Source organism: Bradyrhizobium sp. (assembly GCF_035935975.1).
Taxonomy (GTDB): domain Bacteria; phylum Pseudomonadota; class Alphaproteobacteria; order Rhizobiales; family Xanthobacteraceae; genus Bradyrhizobium.
Window position 1 is genome coordinate 222,831 of record NZ_DASYWN010000038.1, and the last position, 15,638, is coordinate 238,468.

14 protein-coding genes are annotated in these 15,638 nt (G+C 65.1%); 12 read left to right on the forward strand and 2 right to left on the reverse strand.

Annotation, left to right across the window (positions count from 1 at the left end):
- The first annotated feature begins 1 nt into the window (after position 1).
- Entirely contained in the window at positions 2–349 is a 348-nt protein-coding gene (locus tag VGR99_RS21565) for a RidA family protein (protein ID WP_018641632.1), read from the forward strand.
- 170 nt (positions 350–519) lie between these two features.
- The gene (locus VGR99_RS21570) at positions 520–2,124 is read left to right on the forward strand and encodes an ABC-F family ATP-binding cassette domain-containing protein (protein ID WP_326901172.1); all 1,605 of its coding nucleotides are present in this window, start codon (positions 520–522) and stop codon (positions 2,122–2,124) included.
- On the opposite strand, the gene VGR99_RS21575 is transcribed toward VGR99_RS21570, so the two are convergent.
- Positions 2,119–3,012, reverse strand: a complete 894-nt coding sequence (locus VGR99_RS21575) for a LysR family transcriptional regulator (RefSeq protein ID WP_326901173.1) — start codon at positions 3,010–3,012, stop codon at positions 2,119–2,121. The genes VGR99_RS21570 and VGR99_RS21575 overlap by 6 nt on opposite strands.
- 121 nt (positions 3,013–3,133) lie before the next feature.
- Here VGR99_RS21575 and VGR99_RS21580 point away from each other — a divergent pair, with 121 nt between their 5' ends.
- Positions 3,134–3,874, forward strand: a complete 741-nt coding sequence (locus tag VGR99_RS21580) for an SDR family oxidoreductase (protein WP_326901175.1) — start codon at positions 3,134–3,136, stop codon at positions 3,872–3,874.
- Positions 3,875–3,907: 33 nt separating this feature from the next.
- Positions 3,908–4,057 (forward strand): hypothetical protein, encoded by a 150-nt coding sequence (locus VGR99_RS21585; RefSeq protein ID WP_326901177.1) that lies wholly within the window; start codon positions 3,908–3,910, stop codon positions 4,055–4,057.
- A 106-nt stretch (positions 4,058–4,163) separates the two neighbouring features.
- Here VGR99_RS21585 and VGR99_RS21590 read toward each other — a convergent pair whose 3' ends face one another.
- Positions 4,164–5,498: a dicarboxylate/amino acid:cation symporter gene (locus tag VGR99_RS21590; RefSeq protein WP_326901178.1), complete on the reverse strand. Its 1,335-nt coding sequence runs from the start codon at positions 5,496–5,498 to the stop codon at positions 4,164–4,166.
- Positions 5,499–5,640: 142 nt separating this feature from the next.
- Between VGR99_RS21590 and VGR99_RS21595 the strand changes: the two genes are divergently transcribed.
- From VGR99_RS21595 to VGR99_RS21630, 8 genes are all read left to right on the forward strand, one after another.
- Positions 5,641–6,960 carry a solute carrier family 23 protein gene (locus VGR99_RS21595; RefSeq protein WP_326901179.1) on the forward strand — a complete coding sequence of 440 codons (1,320 nt, stop codon included), beginning with the start codon at positions 5,641–5,643 and terminating at the stop codon, positions 6,958–6,960.
- A 73-nt stretch (positions 6,961–7,033) separates the two neighbouring features.
- Positions 7,034–7,870, forward strand: coding sequence for an SDR family oxidoreductase (locus tag VGR99_RS21600; protein ID WP_326901180.1), 837 nt, complete (start codon positions 7,034–7,036; stop codon positions 7,868–7,870).
- 228 nt (positions 7,871–8,098) lie between these two features.
- Complete coding sequence (locus VGR99_RS21605; protein ID WP_326901182.1) at positions 8,099–9,229, forward strand: helix-turn-helix transcriptional regulator; 1,131 nt, start codon at positions 8,099–8,101, stop codon at positions 9,227–9,229.
- 37 nt (positions 9,230–9,266) lie between these two features.
- Entirely contained in the window at positions 9,267–10,088 is an 822-nt protein-coding gene (locus VGR99_RS21610) for an NAD-dependent protein deacetylase (RefSeq protein WP_326901184.1), read from the forward strand.
- A 140-nt stretch (positions 10,089–10,228) separates the two neighbouring features.
- Complete coding sequence (locus tag VGR99_RS21615; protein WP_326901185.1) at positions 10,229–12,313, forward strand: hydantoinase/oxoprolinase family protein; 2,085 nt, start codon at positions 10,229–10,231, stop codon at positions 12,311–12,313.
- A 2-nt stretch (positions 12,314–12,315) separates the two neighbouring features.
- Complete coding sequence (locus tag VGR99_RS21620; RefSeq protein WP_326901186.1) at positions 12,316–13,974, forward strand: hydantoinase B/oxoprolinase family protein; 1,659 nt, start codon at positions 12,316–12,318, stop codon at positions 13,972–13,974.
- A gap of 33 nt (positions 13,975–14,007) precedes the next feature.
- Positions 14,008–15,009, forward strand: a complete 1,002-nt coding sequence (locus VGR99_RS21625) for a TRAP transporter substrate-binding protein (protein ID WP_326901187.1) — start codon at positions 14,008–14,010, stop codon at positions 15,007–15,009.
- Between the two features lie 10 nt (positions 15,010–15,019).
- Positions 15,020–15,613 carry a TRAP transporter small permease gene (locus VGR99_RS21630; RefSeq protein WP_326901188.1) on the forward strand — a complete coding sequence of 198 codons (594 nt, stop codon included), beginning with the start codon at positions 15,020–15,022 and terminating at the stop codon, positions 15,611–15,613.
- Positions 15,614–15,638: the final 25 nt, after the last annotated feature.

The window sequence follows — 15,638 nt, forward strand, 5'->3', positions numbered from 1 at the left end:
CATGAGCATCACCCGCAGCATCCGCACGCCCATCATGCACCGCGCGGTCGAAGCCAACGGCTTCGTTTTCGTCGGCGGCACCATCGCCGACGACACCTCGGTCTCGATGGGCGACCAGACCCGCAACATCCTCGGCAAGATCGCCGGCTATCTGAAGGAAGCCGGCACCGACAAGAGCCGCGTCGTCAGCGCCTCGATCTTCGTCACGGACCTCTCCAAGAAGAAGGAGATGGACGCGGCCTGGACCGAGTTCTTCGGCGACAATCTGCCGACCCGCGCCACCGTCGGCGTCGCCGATCTCGGCGGCGGCGCGCTGATCGAGGTCGTCGTCACCGCGCTCAAGGGCTGAGTGTATGGACCGCGAGGGACGTCGGCGCTCACCGGGCCGTCGTCCTTGGCACCGCGGCTTGATCTCGCCCCCTTGCGGGACTAGTAAGAGAGCCCCATCAATAGGGATATTCGCAGCCATGGATTTCACCCCGACCGCAACGCCGATCCGCATTGCTCACGGGGAATTCCATGCCTGCTTCAATCATCCTGTCGCGCCTGTCGCTGTCCACGCCTGACGGACGCTCTCTTCTCTCCAACATCGATCTGACCTTCGGCGCGGAGCGCGCCGGCCTTGTCGGCCGTAACGGCGTCGGCAAGACGACGTTGCTCGCCGCGATCGCGGACGAGCACGTTCCGCAGTCGGGGCGCGTGATCGTCAACGGAACCGTCGGGCTGCTGCGCCAGGACGCCCGGCTCCGCGCCGGTGCGACGGTTGTCGATCTCTTCGGCGCGCGCGATGCCCTGGATTTGCTTCGCCGGGCCGAGCGCGGCGATGCCTCGGCCGAGGATGTCGCCGACGCCGACTGGACCCTGGAGGCTCGGCTCGCATCGGCCTTGGCCCATGTCGGGTTCGATATTGCGCTAGACACCGAGTTGGACCGTTTGTCCGGCGGACAGCTCACGCGCGTTCGTCTTGCCGCGCTGCTGTTTGCCGAGCCGGACTTCCTGCTGCTGGACGAGCCGACCAACAATCTCGATCATGACGGGCGCCAGGCGGTGATCGATCTGCTGGCCGCCTGGCGCGGCGGAGCGATCGTGGTCAGCCATGACCGGGACCTGCTCGAGACGATGGACGCCATCGTGGAGCTGACCTCGCTCGGTGCGACCCGCTATGGCGGCAATTGGAGCCAATATCGCGCGCAGAAGGCCGTCGAGCTTGCCGCAGTCAGGCACGATCTCGCGCATGCCGAGAAGCACCTGTCCGAGATCGACGGCAAGGCGCAAGAGGCGGCCGAACGGAAAGCGCGCAAGGACGGCGTTGGGAAGAAGAAGCGCGCCAAGGGCGACATGCCGCGCATCCTGGCCGGCGCGCGCAAAGGCCGCAGCGAGGATAGCGGCGGCAAGACCGCAGAGATCGCCGAGCGGCGCCGTGCGGAGGCGCTCGATGCGGTCGACACCGCGCGCCGGCGCATCGAGGTTCTTCAGCCGCTCACCGTAAAACTGCCTTCGACCCAGCTGCCGGCAGGCCGGGAGGTGGTCTGGCTCGATCGGGTCAGTGCCGGCTATCAGCCGGACCGGCCGGTCTTGCGCGATCTGTCACTCACTATCGTCGGTCCGGAACGTGTCGCGATTGTCGGAAACAACGGCTCCGGCAAGACGACGCTGCTAAAGCTGATTGCCGGCGAGATGTCCCCGCTTGTGGGCACCGTGCGTGTCAGGCCTGACTTCGCGTTGTTCGACCAGAAGGTCAGCCTGCTCGATCCCGTGATCTCCATCCTGGACAATTTTCGGCGTCTCAATCCCATGGCGGGCACCAATGAGTGCCATGCCGCCCTGGCCCGGTTCATGTTTCGCGCCGATGCAGCCTTGCAGGACGCCGGCAGTCTGAGCGGCGGGCAGCTGCTTCGCGCGGGCCTTGCCTGCGTGTTCGGCGGGACGAGACCACCATCGCTGCTGATCCTGGACGAGCCGACCAACCATCTCGACATCGAGTCCATCGAAGCCGTCGAAGCGGGCTTGCGGGCCTATGACGGTGCGCTGCTCATCGTCAGTCACGACGAGGCGTTCCTGGAGGCGATTGGCGTGACGCGCCGGCTCGATCTCTCTGCGATCGACACCACGCCATCTTCATGAGCCGTCTTTGCGAAATTCCTGCGCCAGCCAGTCGCTGAAGGCGCGTACGCGCGGGGTGAGCTGCCTGTTCTGCGCATACATCAGCGAGACCGGCGCCGACGGCGGCGGGTTATCCGGGAGCAGGGCCACCAGGCTTCCGCGCGCGAGATCGTCGGCAATGTGGAAACGCGGCATCTGCGCGATGCCGAGGCCCAGCCGCGTTCCCAACAGATAGCTCTCCGGTCCCGTGACCGAGAATGGCGCGGGCAGCGAAAGGTCGTGCAGCTTGCCGTCGACGGCAAACCGCAGCGGCTCGAGATCGCCGCTGGACAGCCGGCGCAGCCCGACCATGTGGTGACGCGCAAGGTCTTCGATCGATTTCGGCCGTCCCATGCGCTTCAGATAGGCGGGCGCGGCGCAGGTGACGCGATCGAGCACCGCCATCCGACGCGCAATCAGGCCGCTGTCGGCGAGCTCGCCCCAGCGCAGCGCGCAGTCGACGCCCTCCTGGACCAGATCGACCCAGCGGTCGCTCTCGCTCATCGTGATCTCGACGTCGGGATATTGCGCGAAGAACTTCGGCAGGTTCGGCATCAGGAAGTGCCGCGCCAGTGTGCCCTGCACCTCGATGCGCAGCATGCCCTTCGGCTTGGTCCCCGAAAACGCGCCCTCGGCATCCTCGACGTCCTCGAGAATGGCAAGGCAACGGCGGTAGTAGGCCTCGCCGTCGAGCGTCGGGCGGACCACCCGCGTCGTGCGCTGGAGCAGCCGCACGCCGAGCCGGCGTTCGAGCTGGTGGATCACCTGCGTCGCGCTCGAACGCGGCAGGCCGAAGTCGTTTGCGGCTTGGGTGAAGCTGCGGCGCTCGACCACGCGCGTGAACAGCCGCATCGCGTCCAGACGGTCCATGGCTATTGTTCGCAATGTCAGAACAATGATGCCAATTTATGCCAGATTATTTTTGACCCCGCAAAGGGCAATTTCCTCCGTGTCAGCCGCAAGGAGCGGCTCGGAACCACGGAGAAGGCAAATGTCCAACGCAAACGGAAAAGTCGCAATCGTCACCGGTGGCTCGCGCGGCATTGGCGCTGCCATTGCCGAACGGCTCGCGGGCGACGGCTTCACGGTCGTCATCAACTACGCGGGCGGCGCCGCCGACGCGGAAGCGCTGGTCGGCAAGATCGAGAAGGCCGGCGGACGCGCCGTCGCCGCGCAGGCCGACGTCAGCGACCCCGCTGCGGTCGCGCGCATGTTCGACATGGCGGACGCCGCCTTCGGTGGTGTCGACGTCATCGTCAACAATGCCGGCATCATGCGGCTCGCCGCGATCGCCGAGGCCGACGACGCGCTGTTCGACAGCCAGATGGCGATCAACCTGAAGGGCACCTTCAACACGCTGCGCGAGGCGTCACGCCGGCTGCGCAATGGCGGCCGCATCGTCAACCTGTCCTCGAGCCAGACCGGATTGCTGTCTCCGAGCTATGGCGTCTATGCCGCGACCAAGGCGGCGGTCGAAGCCATGACGCATGTGCTCTCCAAGGAGCTGCGCGGCCGCAACATCACCGTGAACGCCGTGGCGCCGGGGCCGACCGCGACGAAGCTGTTCCTCGACGGCAAGACCAGAGAGGTGATCGACCACCTCGCCAAGCTCGCGCCGCTTGAGCGGCTCGGCCAGCCCACCGACGTCGCCGCGGCGGTCTCGTTCCTCGCCGGCCCCGATGGCGCATGGATCAACGGCCAGGTGCTGCGCGCCAATGGCGGGATCATCTGATTCCGCAAGACCAGACATCAAAGGAGATATCCGATGACCAAGATCGTTCTGATCACCGGCGCATCCAGCGGCTTTGGCCGTCTCACGGCCAAAGCCCAAGAAGTTGGCCTGATGCGCCAGTGCTGGCGGGAATTCTTCAAAAACCCGACGCTCTGCCCCCAGCGCGTCGGGTGGAATGAATGAGTATCAATCAGTGATCCCAACGCCGCTGTTGTGACGCGTGCAGCGGCAATTGACCATTCCGGGAAACTACCGCGTCGGAACTCAGCCGCGCTTCCCGCACCGCGGCCTACGACGCAGCCCCGCCACCAGGTTCCAGCGCTTCGCCCATCTCCAGCGGATGGGCCATGGTCTCGTGCAGCGCCTCGCGGTCGAGCTCGCCTTCGGAGATGCTGATGACGACGCAGGCGACGCCATTGCCGATCAGATTGGTCAGCGCCCGGCACTCGCTCATGAACTTGTCGATGCCGACCAGGATTGCAATCGACTGGATCGGAATGTCAGGCACGATCGAGAGCGTCGCGGCGAGCGTGATGAAGCCGGCACCGGTCACACCCGAGGCGCCCTTCGACGTGATCATGGCGATGCCCAGAATGCCGAGCTCCTGCCAGATCGTCAGATTCGTGTTGGTCGCCTGCGCCAGGAACAGCGTCGCCAGCGTCATGTAGATGTTGGTGCCGTCGAGGTTGAAGCTGTAGCCGGTCGGAATCACGAGGCCGACCACCGAGCGTGAGGCGCCGAGATGCTCCATCTTCTGGATCATCTGCGGCAGCACCGTCTCCGACGACGAGGTGCCGAGCACGATCAAGAGCTCGTCCTTGATATAGGCGATGAAGCGCAGGATCGAGAAGCCGGCGAGCCGCGCGATCGAGCCCAGCACGATCAGCACGAACAGCATGCTGGTCAGGTAGAACGTGCCGATCAGGGCGGCGAGGTTGAGCAGCGAGCCGAGGCCGTAGGCGCCGACAGTGAAGGCCATCGCGCCGAACGCGCCGATCGGCGCCACACGCACGATGATGCGGATGATGCCGAAGAACATTTTTGCCGCCTTGTCGATCGCCTCCGCGATCGGCTCTCCGGCCTTGCCGAGGAAGGCGATGGCGAAGCCCGACAGGATCGAGATCAGCAGCACCTGCAGCAGGTCGCCGCGCGCGATCGCGCCCACATAGCTGTCGGGGATGATCGCCATCAGATGAGCGACGATGCCTTCTTCCTTGGCCTTGGTGACGTAGGTCGCGACCGATTTCGGATCGATCGTGGCGGGATCGATGTTGAAGCCGTGCCCGGGCTGCAGGATCTCGCCGACCAGAAGGCCGACCGCGAGCGCGACAGTCGAGACCGTCTCGAAATAGATCAGCGACTTCAGCCCGACCCGGCCGACGCGCTTGAGATCGCCCATCGAGGAGATGCCGTGAACCACGGTGCAGAAGATCACCGGCGCGATCATCATCTTGATCAGCGCGATGAAGCCGTCGCCGAGCGGCTTCAGCGCCTTGCCGAGATCGGGATAGAAATAGCCGATGAGCACTCCGAGCGCGATCGCGATCAGCACCTGGACGTAGAGGATCTTGTACCAGGGCTGATGCCGGCGATGGATGGCTGGCTGGATCGCGACTTGTGTCATATTGTGGGCCCCGGAACGCATTGATCTTGCAAGATTTTGAATCTTGTATGTTCCGCATCATGTGATGGCCGCCGCAGAAGCGACAATCACATTTTTGTCGGATCGCACGAAGATCAATCGCTGCACCGCAACTGGGGGGAACATGACGATCGCAACCGGCTCGGACGAGCAATCACAGGGCTATTTTCCGCGTTGGAGACTCAAGACCTCGGGCGTGATCATGCCGGAGGAGCGGCTGTCATGGGGACAGACCATCGTCTCCGGTCTCCAGCATTGCGTCGCAATGTCGGGCTCGACGATCATCGCGCCGCTGCTGATGGGCTTCGATCCCAACGTTGCGGTCCTGTTCTCCGGCATCGGCACGTTGATCTTCTTCGTCATCGTCGCCGGACGCGTGCCGAGCTATCTCGGCTCCAGCTTCGCGTTCATCGCCGTGGTCATCGCCGCCACCGGCTATGCCGGGCAGGGGCCGAACCCGAACCTCTCCGTTGCGCTCGGCGGCATCGTCGGCGCCGGCGTGCTCTATGGCGTCATCGCGCTGATCGTGATGTGGGCGGGCGTCGGCTGGGTCGAGCGGCTGATGCCGCCGGCGGTCACCGGCGCCGTGGTCGCCGCGATCGGCCTCAACCTCGCGCCCGTCGCGGTCAAGGCGGTGAGCGCCAACGCGTTCGAGACCTGGATCGGGCTCGCGACCGTCCTGATGATCGGCGTGGTTGCGGTCGCCGCTCCCGGCCTGTGGCGCCGGCTGCCGATCATCCTCGGCGCGATCGGCGGATATCTGTTGTACCTGTTGTTCGCGAACGGCCTCGGCTTCGGCAAGCCGATCGACTTCGCGCAACTCTCGGCGGCGCCCTGGTTCGGCCTGCCGAACTTCACCGCGCCGACCTTCCAGGCCGATGCGATCTTCCTGATCGCACCGGTTGCGGTCATTCTCGTCGCGGAGAATCTCGGGCACATCAAGGCCGTCGGCGCCATGACGGGCCGCAGTCTCGATGCCTATCTCGGCCGCGCGCTGTTCGCCGACAGTCTCGCGACCATCGTGGCGGCCTGCGGCGGCGGCACCGGCGTCACCACCTATGCCGAGAACATCGGCGTCATGGCGGCGACCAAGGTCTATTCGACCTTGCTGTTCGCCTTCGCCGCCACGGTTTCGATCCTGCTTGGCTTCTCGCCCAAATTCGGCGCGCTGATCCTGTCGATCCCGGGGCCCGTCATCGGTGGCCTCTCGATCGTGCTGTTCGGATTGATCGCCGCGATGGCGGGCCGGATCTGGGTCGAGAACAAGGTCGACTTCGCGATCCCTGCAAACCTGATCACCGTCGCCGTGGCGCTGACCGCGGGCGCAGGCGATCTCACGCTGAAATTCGGCGCGTTCACGATCGGCGGGATCGGCACGGCGACGTTTGGCGCGATTATCCTCTACCAGATCGTGACGTCACCGATCGCGCGTCGCGCGGAATGAATCGCAGGGATGCGGTGACGGATGGAACAAAACGCCGGTTCCATCCATGATCAGGCATCCCGGAGAAAGCTCCATGCCACAGACCGATCTCTCGACCGCCTTTCCCTCTCGCCTCGTCGGCCGATATGCGCTGGTGACCGGGGCCTCGCAGGGCATCGGCCGCGCCGTTGCCGTCAGGCTCGCCCAGGAAGGCGCGACCGTCGCCATCAATTATGTCGATCATCCCGAGAACGCCGAGGAGACGCTCGTGCTGGCACGCACGGCTTCGGGCGATCGCGGCCACGGCAAGCTCGACCACGTCATCGTCAAGGCCGACGTCAGTAATGAGCAGGAGGTCGGCGCGATGTTCGCGACGGTCCTGGCGCGCTGGAAGCGCCTCGACTGCCTCGTCAACAATGCGGGCTTTCAGCGGGAGTCTGCGAGCGAGACGCTCGACATCGAAACCTACCGCCGCATCATCGACGTCAATCTCAATGGTGCCGTGCTCTGCGCGCAGAAGGCGCTCGCGCATTTCGTCGCGCGCGGCGGAGGCGGCAGCATCATCAATTGCTCCAGCGTGCACCAGATCATCCCGAAGCCCGGCTATCTCGCTTACTCGATCAGCAAGGGCGGCATCGCCAATCTGACGCGGACGCTGGCGCTGGAGTTCGCCAGCCGTGGCATCCGTGTGAATGCAGTTGGTCCCGGCGCGATCGACACGCCGATCAATGGGGCCTGGACCGGCGATGCTGACAAGCGTGGCGTCGTCACCAGCCACATTCCGCTCGGCCGCGTCGGCACGCCGGAAGAGATCGCCGCCGTCTTTGCCTTCCTCGCATCCGACGATGCGAGCTACATCACCGGGCAGACGATCTACGCCTGCGGAGGCCTGACGCTGTTCCCCGAGTTCCGTGAGAACTGGGCGAGCTAGGCGCCGCGCAGCGAACAGCACGTACAAGGGAAAATTGCATCTGCACAAGGATGGAGCAGATCGATCACTCCCTACGCCGATTGCGGTTTCACGCCGCTGCTTCGCGCATAGCACCTTGCGTCATTCGTAAGGTTGAAGTTTTACAGTCGTCATGCACACTGCGGTAATGTGTTGCTGTAGGGCGCGAATGCCAAAAGTATTGTTCAATATTTGTAAAAGCCGGCCGTAATGTCTGAAGCCGTTTTGCTTTCAGAGCTGATCGGCCTCGTTTATGACGCCGCGCTCGACCCCACTTTGTGGCCCCGTGCCCTGGAGCAAGCTTGTCGGTTCGTCGGCGGCTCATCAGGCAGCCTGTTCTGGCACGATACGGCGACCGAGCAATCCGCGGTCCTGCATCTCTTCAACGAAGATCCGCACTACACAAAGCTCTATTTCGAGAAGTATCTTCCCTTGAATCCGTGTTTTCCGGCGGCTGCGTTCGTCGAGGCCGGTGAGGTGTGCGGATCCACCGACCTCATTCCCTTCGAGGAAATCGTCGAGACGCGTTTCTACGCGGAGTGGATGAAGCCGCAGGGCATCATCGACGCGCTTGCGGCGAACCTGGAGAAGACCGCAACGAGCGCGTCGATCCTCGCGGTTCGTATGCATGAGGAGGACGGTCTCGCCGATATCGACGATCGCAGGCGGCTAGCGCTGATCGTGCCGCATTTTCAGCGCGCGGTGTCGATCGGACGGTTGTTCGATCAGGGCAAGTCGGCGCAGGCGGTGCTGGCCCAGACGCTCGACCATGTGTCCGCCGGCGTCTTTCTGGTCGGCCCGAACGGACGCCTCGTCTTCACCAATGCGCCCGGCCGCGCGATACTGGATGAGGCCTCGCTGCTGATCGACAGGAACGGGGTGCTGGTGGCGACCGTGCCCGAAGCGCAGCGGGCGCTGCGCGAGGCGCTCGCGGCTGCCGAGAACGGCAATACGGCGGCTGACGGCAGCGGGCCGATTTCGCTCTCGACGGCGCAGCCGGGCCAATGGTTTGCCAGCGTGCTGCCGCTCACCTCCGGCGATCGTCAGCACACCGGCGCGCTGCATTCCGCGGTTGCCGCGGTCTTCGTGCGCAGGACCTCGCTGGCCAATCCGCCGCCGCTGGAGGTGCTGGCGAAGGTCTACAAGCTCACCGCAAGCGAGATCCGGCTGCTCGATGCCGTCATGAAGGTGAGCGGGGTGAAGGCGCTGGCAGAGGCGCTCGGACTGAAGCAGGCCACCGTCAAGACGCATCTCCACAACGTCTTCCGCAAGACCGGCACCGCGCGGCAGAGCGAGCTCGTCAAGCTGATCGCGGGGTTCGAGCCGCCGGAACGGCCCTGATCTGGCAAAACGGGCCGGCAGAGACTACATCTGCGCCATGGCAAACCCTCCGGTGGCAACCTCCCCGCTCGAAGAATTCGTCGGCCGGCACGAAAAGCTGTTCGTGCTGACCGGCGCCGGCTGCAGCACCAACTCCGGCATTCCCGACTATCGCGACAGCCACGGCAACTGGAAGCGGACCCAGCCGGTCAATTTCCAGGCCTTCATGTCCGAAGAGCCGACGCGCCAGCGCTACTGGGCGCGCAGCCTGATCGGCTGGCGGCGGTTCGGCCAGGCGAAGCCGAACGATGCGCATCGCGCGCTCGCGCGGCTCGAGGCGAACGGGCGCTGCGAGATGCTGCTGACCCAGAATGTCGACCGGCTGCATCAATCCGCCGGCCATCGTCAGGTGATCGATCTGCACGGCCGGCTCGATCTCGTCCGCTGCATGGGTTGCGGGGCGAAGACGCCGCGGAATGAATTCCAGCACGCGCTCGGCCGCGCCAATGCCGAGTGGCTGACGCTGGATGCCGCGGACGCACCTGACGGCGACGCCGATCTCGATCACGCTGATTTCTCGTCGTTCGAGGTGCCTGCCTGCGAGGCCTGCGGCGGCATCCTCAAGCCCGACGTCGTGTTCTTCGGCGAGAACGTGCCGCGCGATGTGGTTGCCACCGCACAGGATCATCTGGCGCAGGCCGATGCCATGCTGATCGTCGGCTCCTCGCTGATGGTCTATTCCGGATTCCGCTTCGTGCAGGCGGCCGCGCAGCGCGACATTCCGATCGCGGCCGTCAATCTCGGCCGTACCCGCGCCGACGATCTCCTCACGCTGAAGGTCGAGGAGCGCTGCGAAGCAGCACTTGCATTCCTGCTCTGATCAGGCGCGACACGAACACGTCTTGCCTATTGCATAGGTGCCAAGCAGAATAGCCCGGCGCGGCATTTCGGCATGCTCGATGGCACGGAAATTGCTGCATTTTCACCCTGAGTTCTGACGATCAGCCGGAGAATTTTGGAATGCTTGAAGGAGCCGAGGTGCGGCTTGCCGTGGATATCGGTGGCACGTTCACCGACATCGTGCTGGACGTGGGTCAGGATCGCAAAACGCGCAAGGTGCTGACGACGCCGCAGCGGCCCGAGCAGGCCGTGCTGGATGGAATGCGTCTCATTCTCACCGATGCGCGTGCCCATATCAGCGACATCGACGTCTTCATTCACGGCACCACGCTCGCGACCAATGCGATCATCGAGCGGCGCGGCGCCAAGACGGCGCTGATCGCGACCGACGGCTTTCGCGACGTGCTCGATATCGGCACCGAGAGCCGCTACGACCAGTATGATCTCACCATCGACAAGCCCAAGCCGCTGGCGCCGCGCAGCCTGCGCTTCACCGTGCCCGAGCGTATCGACGCGCACGGCGCCGTTCGTCTCCCGCTGGACGAAGCAGCGGTGCGCGCACTCGCGCCGAGATTGCGTGAATTGAAGGTCGAGAGCGTCGCGATCGCGTTCCTGCACTCCTATGCCAATCCCGAGCACGAGCGCCGCGCGGCCGCGATCATCGGTGAGGAATTGCCGGGCGTCTCCGTGACGGTGTCGTCCGCCGTGTGTCCCGAGATCCGCGAGTATGAGCGTACGTCCACAGCGGTTGCGAATGCCTATGTGCAACCGCTGATCGATGGTTATCTCGCCCGCATGGCCGATGCCCTGCAGGTCGAGCAGTTCCGCGGCGCCATCTATCTCGTCACCTCTGGCGGCGGCGTCACCTCGATCGAGACGGCGCGGCGCTTTCCGGTGCGTCTCGTCGAATCCGGCCCCGCCGGCGGCGCGATCTTTGCGGCGCAGATCGCCGCAAGACTCGGCGAGAGCAAGGTGCTCTCCTTCGACATGGGCGGCACCACCGCAAAGATCTGTCTGATCGAGAAGTACCAGCCCGAGACCTCGCGCGTGTTCGAGGTCGACCGCGCCGCGCGCTTCCTGAAGGGCTCCGGCCTGCCGGTGCGTATCCCCGTGATCGAGATGGTCGAGATCGGCGCCGGCGGCGGCTCGATCGCCCATGTCGACGCGATGAAGCGCGTCACCGTCGGCCCAGAGAGTGCCTCGTCGGAGCCGGGACCCGCCTGCTACGGCCGCGGCGGCCAACGCCCGGCCGTCACCGATGCTGACGTTGCGCTCGGCATGATCGATCCCGACGCCTTTGCCGGCGGCACGATCAAGCTCGATCCGGAACTGTCGAAGAAGGCTCTGCTGAGCAGCGTCGGCGTGCCGCTCGGACTGTCGGCGGAAACCGCGGCCTATGCCGTGCACGAGGTCGTCTGCGAGAACATGGCGAGTGCAGCGCGCGTGCATGCGGTCGAGCGCGGCGAGATCGTCGGCCAGCACACGCTGATCGCCTTCGGTGGCGCGGCGCCGCTGCATGCCGCGCGTGTCGCCGAGAAGATCGGCGTGTCTCGCGTGATCGTACCATCGAATGCCGGCGTCGGTTCTGCCGTCGGCTTCCTCGCCGCTCCCATCGCCTATGAACTGGTGCGCAGCCGTCACGTCCGGCTCGATGATTTCGACACCGCTTCGGTCTCCGATCTCCTGCAGGAGATGGTGACCGAGGCACGCGCGCTGGTCGAGCCAGGTGCTGCCGGTGCACCCGTGCGCGAACGCCGCGCGGCCTTCATGCGCTATGTCGGCCAGGGCCACGAGATCACCGTCGAGCTGCCGAACCGGCCGCTGACCACGGCCGATCTCGCCAGTCTGCGCCACAAATTCGAGGCGGACTATTCCGCGATGTTCGAACGGCCGATCCCGGGCGCCGCGATCGAGGTGCTGAGCTGGTCGGTGCTCGCGACTACGGACGCGCGCAATCCGGCCACGGTCGCGGCCGTCACGCGCAAGCCCGCAGCGAAGGCCTCCGGCAGCCGCAAGTTCTTCGACGGACGGGCAGGGGAAGTGATCGAGATCCCGCTCTATCGCCGTGAGGACATGGCGCCGGGCGCGACGATCGCGGGTCCGGCGGTGATCGCGGAGGACGAGACATCCACCTTCGTCTCCACCAGTTTTGATGCCCATATCGACGGTGCCGGCAGCATCGTCATGGAACGGAAGGCGGCCTGATCATGAGCAAGGCAAATGGCGCGAGCCTGATCGACCTTCAGATCATGTGGCACCGGCTGATCGCCGTGGTCGAGGAGCAGGCGCAGGTGCTGCTCCGCACCGCATTCAGCCCGATCGTGCGCGAATGCGGCGACCTCTCGGCCGGCGTGTTCGACCTCAAGGGTCGGATGCTGGCGCAGGCGGTGACCGGCACGCCCGGTCACGTCAACTCGATGGCGGAATCGGTCAAGCACTTCATCAACCACTTCCCGCTGGAGACGATGAAGGAGGGCGACGCCTACATCACCAACGATCCCTGGATGGGCACCGGCCATCTCAACGATTTCGTCGTCACCACGCCCTGCTTCAAGGACGGCAAGGTCGTCGCGTTGTTCTCCTGCACCAGTCATCTCATGGACATCGGCGGCATCGGCTTCGGACCTGACGCCACCGACGTGTTCATGGAGGGGCTCTACATCCCCATGCTGAAGCTGATCGACCAGGGCGTCGTCAACGAGACGCTGATGGCGATGATCCGCACCAACACGCGGCTGCCGATCGACACCGAGGGCGACACCTATTCGCTGGCCGGCTGCAACGACGTCGGCTGCGAGCGCCTGGTCGAGATGATGACCGAGTTCGGCATCGACACGCTCGACGTGCTCGGCGACTACATCTGCGACCGCTCGCGCGAGGCGGTGCTCGCCGAGATCGCCAAGCTGCCAAAGGGAAGCTGGCGCAACACCATGGTCGTCGATGGCTATGATGCGCCGGTGACGCTGGCGGCAACGCTGACGATTTCCGACGAAGGCATCCACGTCGATTTCGACGGCACGTCCGCCGCCTCGAAATTCGGCATCAACGTGCCCTTGTCCTACACTACGGCCTACACCGTGTTCGGCCTCGGCTGCGTCGTCGCCTCGCAGATTCCGAACAATGCCGGCTCGCTCTCGCCGCTGACGGTGTCGGCGCCAACAGGCGCGATCCTGAATGCGCCGAAGCCCGCGCCGGTCGCTTCGCGCCACATCATCGGCCAGATGCTGCCCGACGTGGTGTTCGGCTGTCTGCGCCAGATCATTCCCGAGCGCGTGCCGGCGGAAGGCACCTCGTGCCTGTGGAATCTGAATGTGCGCGGCCAGACCCGCTCCGGCGTCGGCGGCAATTACGGGTTCTCGATGGCTGTGACGTCCAACGGCGGCACCGGTGCGCGCTTCGGCAAGGACGGCCTGTCGGCGACCGCTTATCCCAGCGGCGTGCGCGGCACGCCGGTCGAGATCGCGGAGACGCAAACGCCTCTGATCTTCTGGCGCAAGGAGCTGCGTCCGGATTCCGGCGGTGCAGGACGCACCCGCGGCGGTCTCGGTCAGATCATCGAGGTCGGCAGCGGCGTCGATGCACCGTTCGACATTCTGGCGGCGTTCGACCGCATCGAGCATCCGCCGCGCGGACGTGACGGCGGAAAGAACGGCGAGGCCGGCTATGTCGGCCTGAAGTCCGGCAAGAAGCTGCGCGGCAAAGGCTTTCAGCAGGTGCCGCCGGATGACCGTCTGGTGGTGCTCACACCCGGAGGTGCCGGTATCGGTGCCCCCGCCGAGCGCGATCGTGCGGCCGTCAAGGACGACATCGAAAGCGGCCTCGTGTCTTCAGAGAACGCGATTGAGGTTTATGGGTACGCGAGCTGAAACATCAGCGCGCTTGGTAAACGGAGGGGTTTGATGATCACGCGACGGAATTTCACCGCGGGCGCAGCGACGCTGCTCGCCGCCGGCCACATCTCGACCCGCGCGCGGGCCGCGACCGTGAGCTGGGACATGTCGACGGTCTGGCCCGACGGCAATTTCCACACCCAGAACGCGATGGCGTTCGCCGACGAAGTGAAGAAGCAGAGCAACGGCGCCGTCGCGATCACCGTGAAGGCCGGCGGCCAGCTCGGTTTCAAGGGGCCCGAGCATCTGCGCGCCGTGCGTGACGGCTTGGTGCCGCTCGCCGACGTGCTCAACATCCAGCAGGTCGGCGACGAGCCCTTCATGGGCGTGGAGAGCATCCCGTTCCTCTGCGGCTCGATGGACGAGTTGAAGGTGCTGCACAAATATGTCCGGCCCGAATACGAGAAGGTCGCCGCGCGCAACAACCAGAAGATCCTCTACATCGTGCCGTGGCCGACGCAGTACCTGCATCTCAAGACCAAGGTCGCCGACGTCGAGGGTCTGAAGAACATCAAGATCCGCGTCCCCGACAAGAACGCCGTCGACATGCTGGCCGTGGTCGGCATGGCGCCGGTGATGATCCCCTGGGGCGAGACCATTCCGGCACTGGCCTCCGGCGCGGTGTCCGGCGTCTCCACCTCGGCGGTGTCGGGCGTCGACGGCAAGTTCTGGGAGTTCCTGAAATACATCTATCCGACCAATCACGTCTGGTCGTCGCAGATGCTCACCGTCAACCTCGATTCCTGGAAGGCGCTGAGCAGCGATCAGCAGAAGCTCGTCGAAGGCATCGCGGCGAAGTTGGAGCCGGGCTTCTGGGCCAACTCGCTCAAGGCCGACGTCGACAGCCTCAACCGCCTCAAGGAAGGTGGCATGGAGGTGGTGCCGGTCTCGGACGCCATGATGACGGAGATCCGCGCCAAGACAGCGCCGCAGCTCGATGCCTTCCTCAAGCGCGTGCCAGCGGCCGACAAGCCGGTGCGGGCCTATCTCGCCGAAATGAAGCGCGGCTGAGGGCGGCGCCGTGGTGAGCGTTTCGCCCGAAGCTCCGCGGAGCCTCAATGCAGCGGCGCCCGCGCCGCTGCGCATCCTGCTCGACGGCATCGACCGTCTCGGCCGGCTCGACGGCTGGATCGGCGGCGGCTGCCTGCTGACGCTGACGCTGCTGATGCTGTGCGAGGTCGCAACCCGCTTCCTCTCGAACTTTCTCTCTTTCTTCCCGCCGACGATCTCGATCGCCTGGGAATATTCGTCTTACTTGATGGCGGCGTCCTTCACTTTCGGCGCCGCCATGACGCTGCGCGTCGGCGGCCACATCCGTGTCGTGCTGCTCCTGAAGAATGTGCCTGGGCCGTTGCAACGCGCGCTGGAGGTGCTCTCGGCTGCAGCCGGCTTCGCCTTCATGGCGTTCCTGACCTCGGCAATGGCCAAGTTCGCCTTCGGCGCCTATGTGCGCGGCCAGGTCTCGACCTCGAGCGATACGCCGCTGTGGTTTCCGGAAGCCGTCGTCACCTTCGGCATGCTGCTGCTCACGCTCCAATTCCTGGCGCGCGCGATCCAGGCCGTGCTCGGCCTGCCGCTGGAGGATCATCGCATGAAGGCCTCGCCCGTCGAATGACCCTCTTGCTCGCTCCCGGATTCAA

Excerpts from the sequence above, each read along its gene's own strand:
- VGR99_RS21565 (WP_018641632.1), top strand. The coding sequence starts at position 2 with ATGAGCATCACCCGCAGCATCCGCACGCCCATCATGCACCGCGCGGTC.
- VGR99_RS21570 (WP_326901172.1), top strand. The coding sequence starts at position 520 with ATGCCTGCTTCAATCATCCTGTCGCGCCTGTCGCTGTCCACGCCTGAC.
- VGR99_RS21575 (WP_326901173.1), bottom strand. The coding sequence starts at position 3,012 with ATGGACCGTCTGGACGCGATGCGGCTGTTCACGCGCGTGGTCGAGCGC.
- VGR99_RS21580 (WP_326901175.1), top strand. The coding sequence starts at position 3,134 with ATGTCCAACGCAAACGGAAAAGTCGCAATCGTCACCGGTGGCTCGCGC.
- VGR99_RS21585 (WP_326901177.1), top strand. The coding sequence starts at position 3,908 with ATGACCAAGATCGTTCTGATCACCGGCGCATCCAGCGGCTTTGGCCGT.
- VGR99_RS21590 (WP_326901178.1), bottom strand. The coding sequence starts at position 5,498 with ATGACACAAGTCGCGATCCAGCCAGCCATCCATCGCCGGCATCAGCCC.
- VGR99_RS21595 (WP_326901179.1), top strand. The coding sequence starts at position 5,641 with ATGACGATCGCAACCGGCTCGGACGAGCAATCACAGGGCTATTTTCCG.
- VGR99_RS21600 (WP_326901180.1), top strand. The coding sequence starts at position 7,034 with ATGCCACAGACCGATCTCTCGACCGCCTTTCCCTCTCGCCTCGTCGGC.
- VGR99_RS21605 (WP_326901182.1), top strand. The coding sequence starts at position 8,099 with ATGTCTGAAGCCGTTTTGCTTTCAGAGCTGATCGGCCTCGTTTATGAC.
- VGR99_RS21610 (WP_326901184.1), top strand. The coding sequence starts at position 9,267 with ATGGCAAACCCTCCGGTGGCAACCTCCCCGCTCGAAGAATTCGTCGGC.
- VGR99_RS21615 (WP_326901185.1), top strand. The coding sequence starts at position 10,229 with ATGCTTGAAGGAGCCGAGGTGCGGCTTGCCGTGGATATCGGTGGCACG.
- VGR99_RS21620 (WP_326901186.1), top strand. The coding sequence starts at position 12,316 with ATGAGCAAGGCAAATGGCGCGAGCCTGATCGACCTTCAGATCATGTGG.
- VGR99_RS21625 (WP_326901187.1), top strand. The coding sequence starts at position 14,008 with ATGATCACGCGACGGAATTTCACCGCGGGCGCAGCGACGCTGCTCGCC.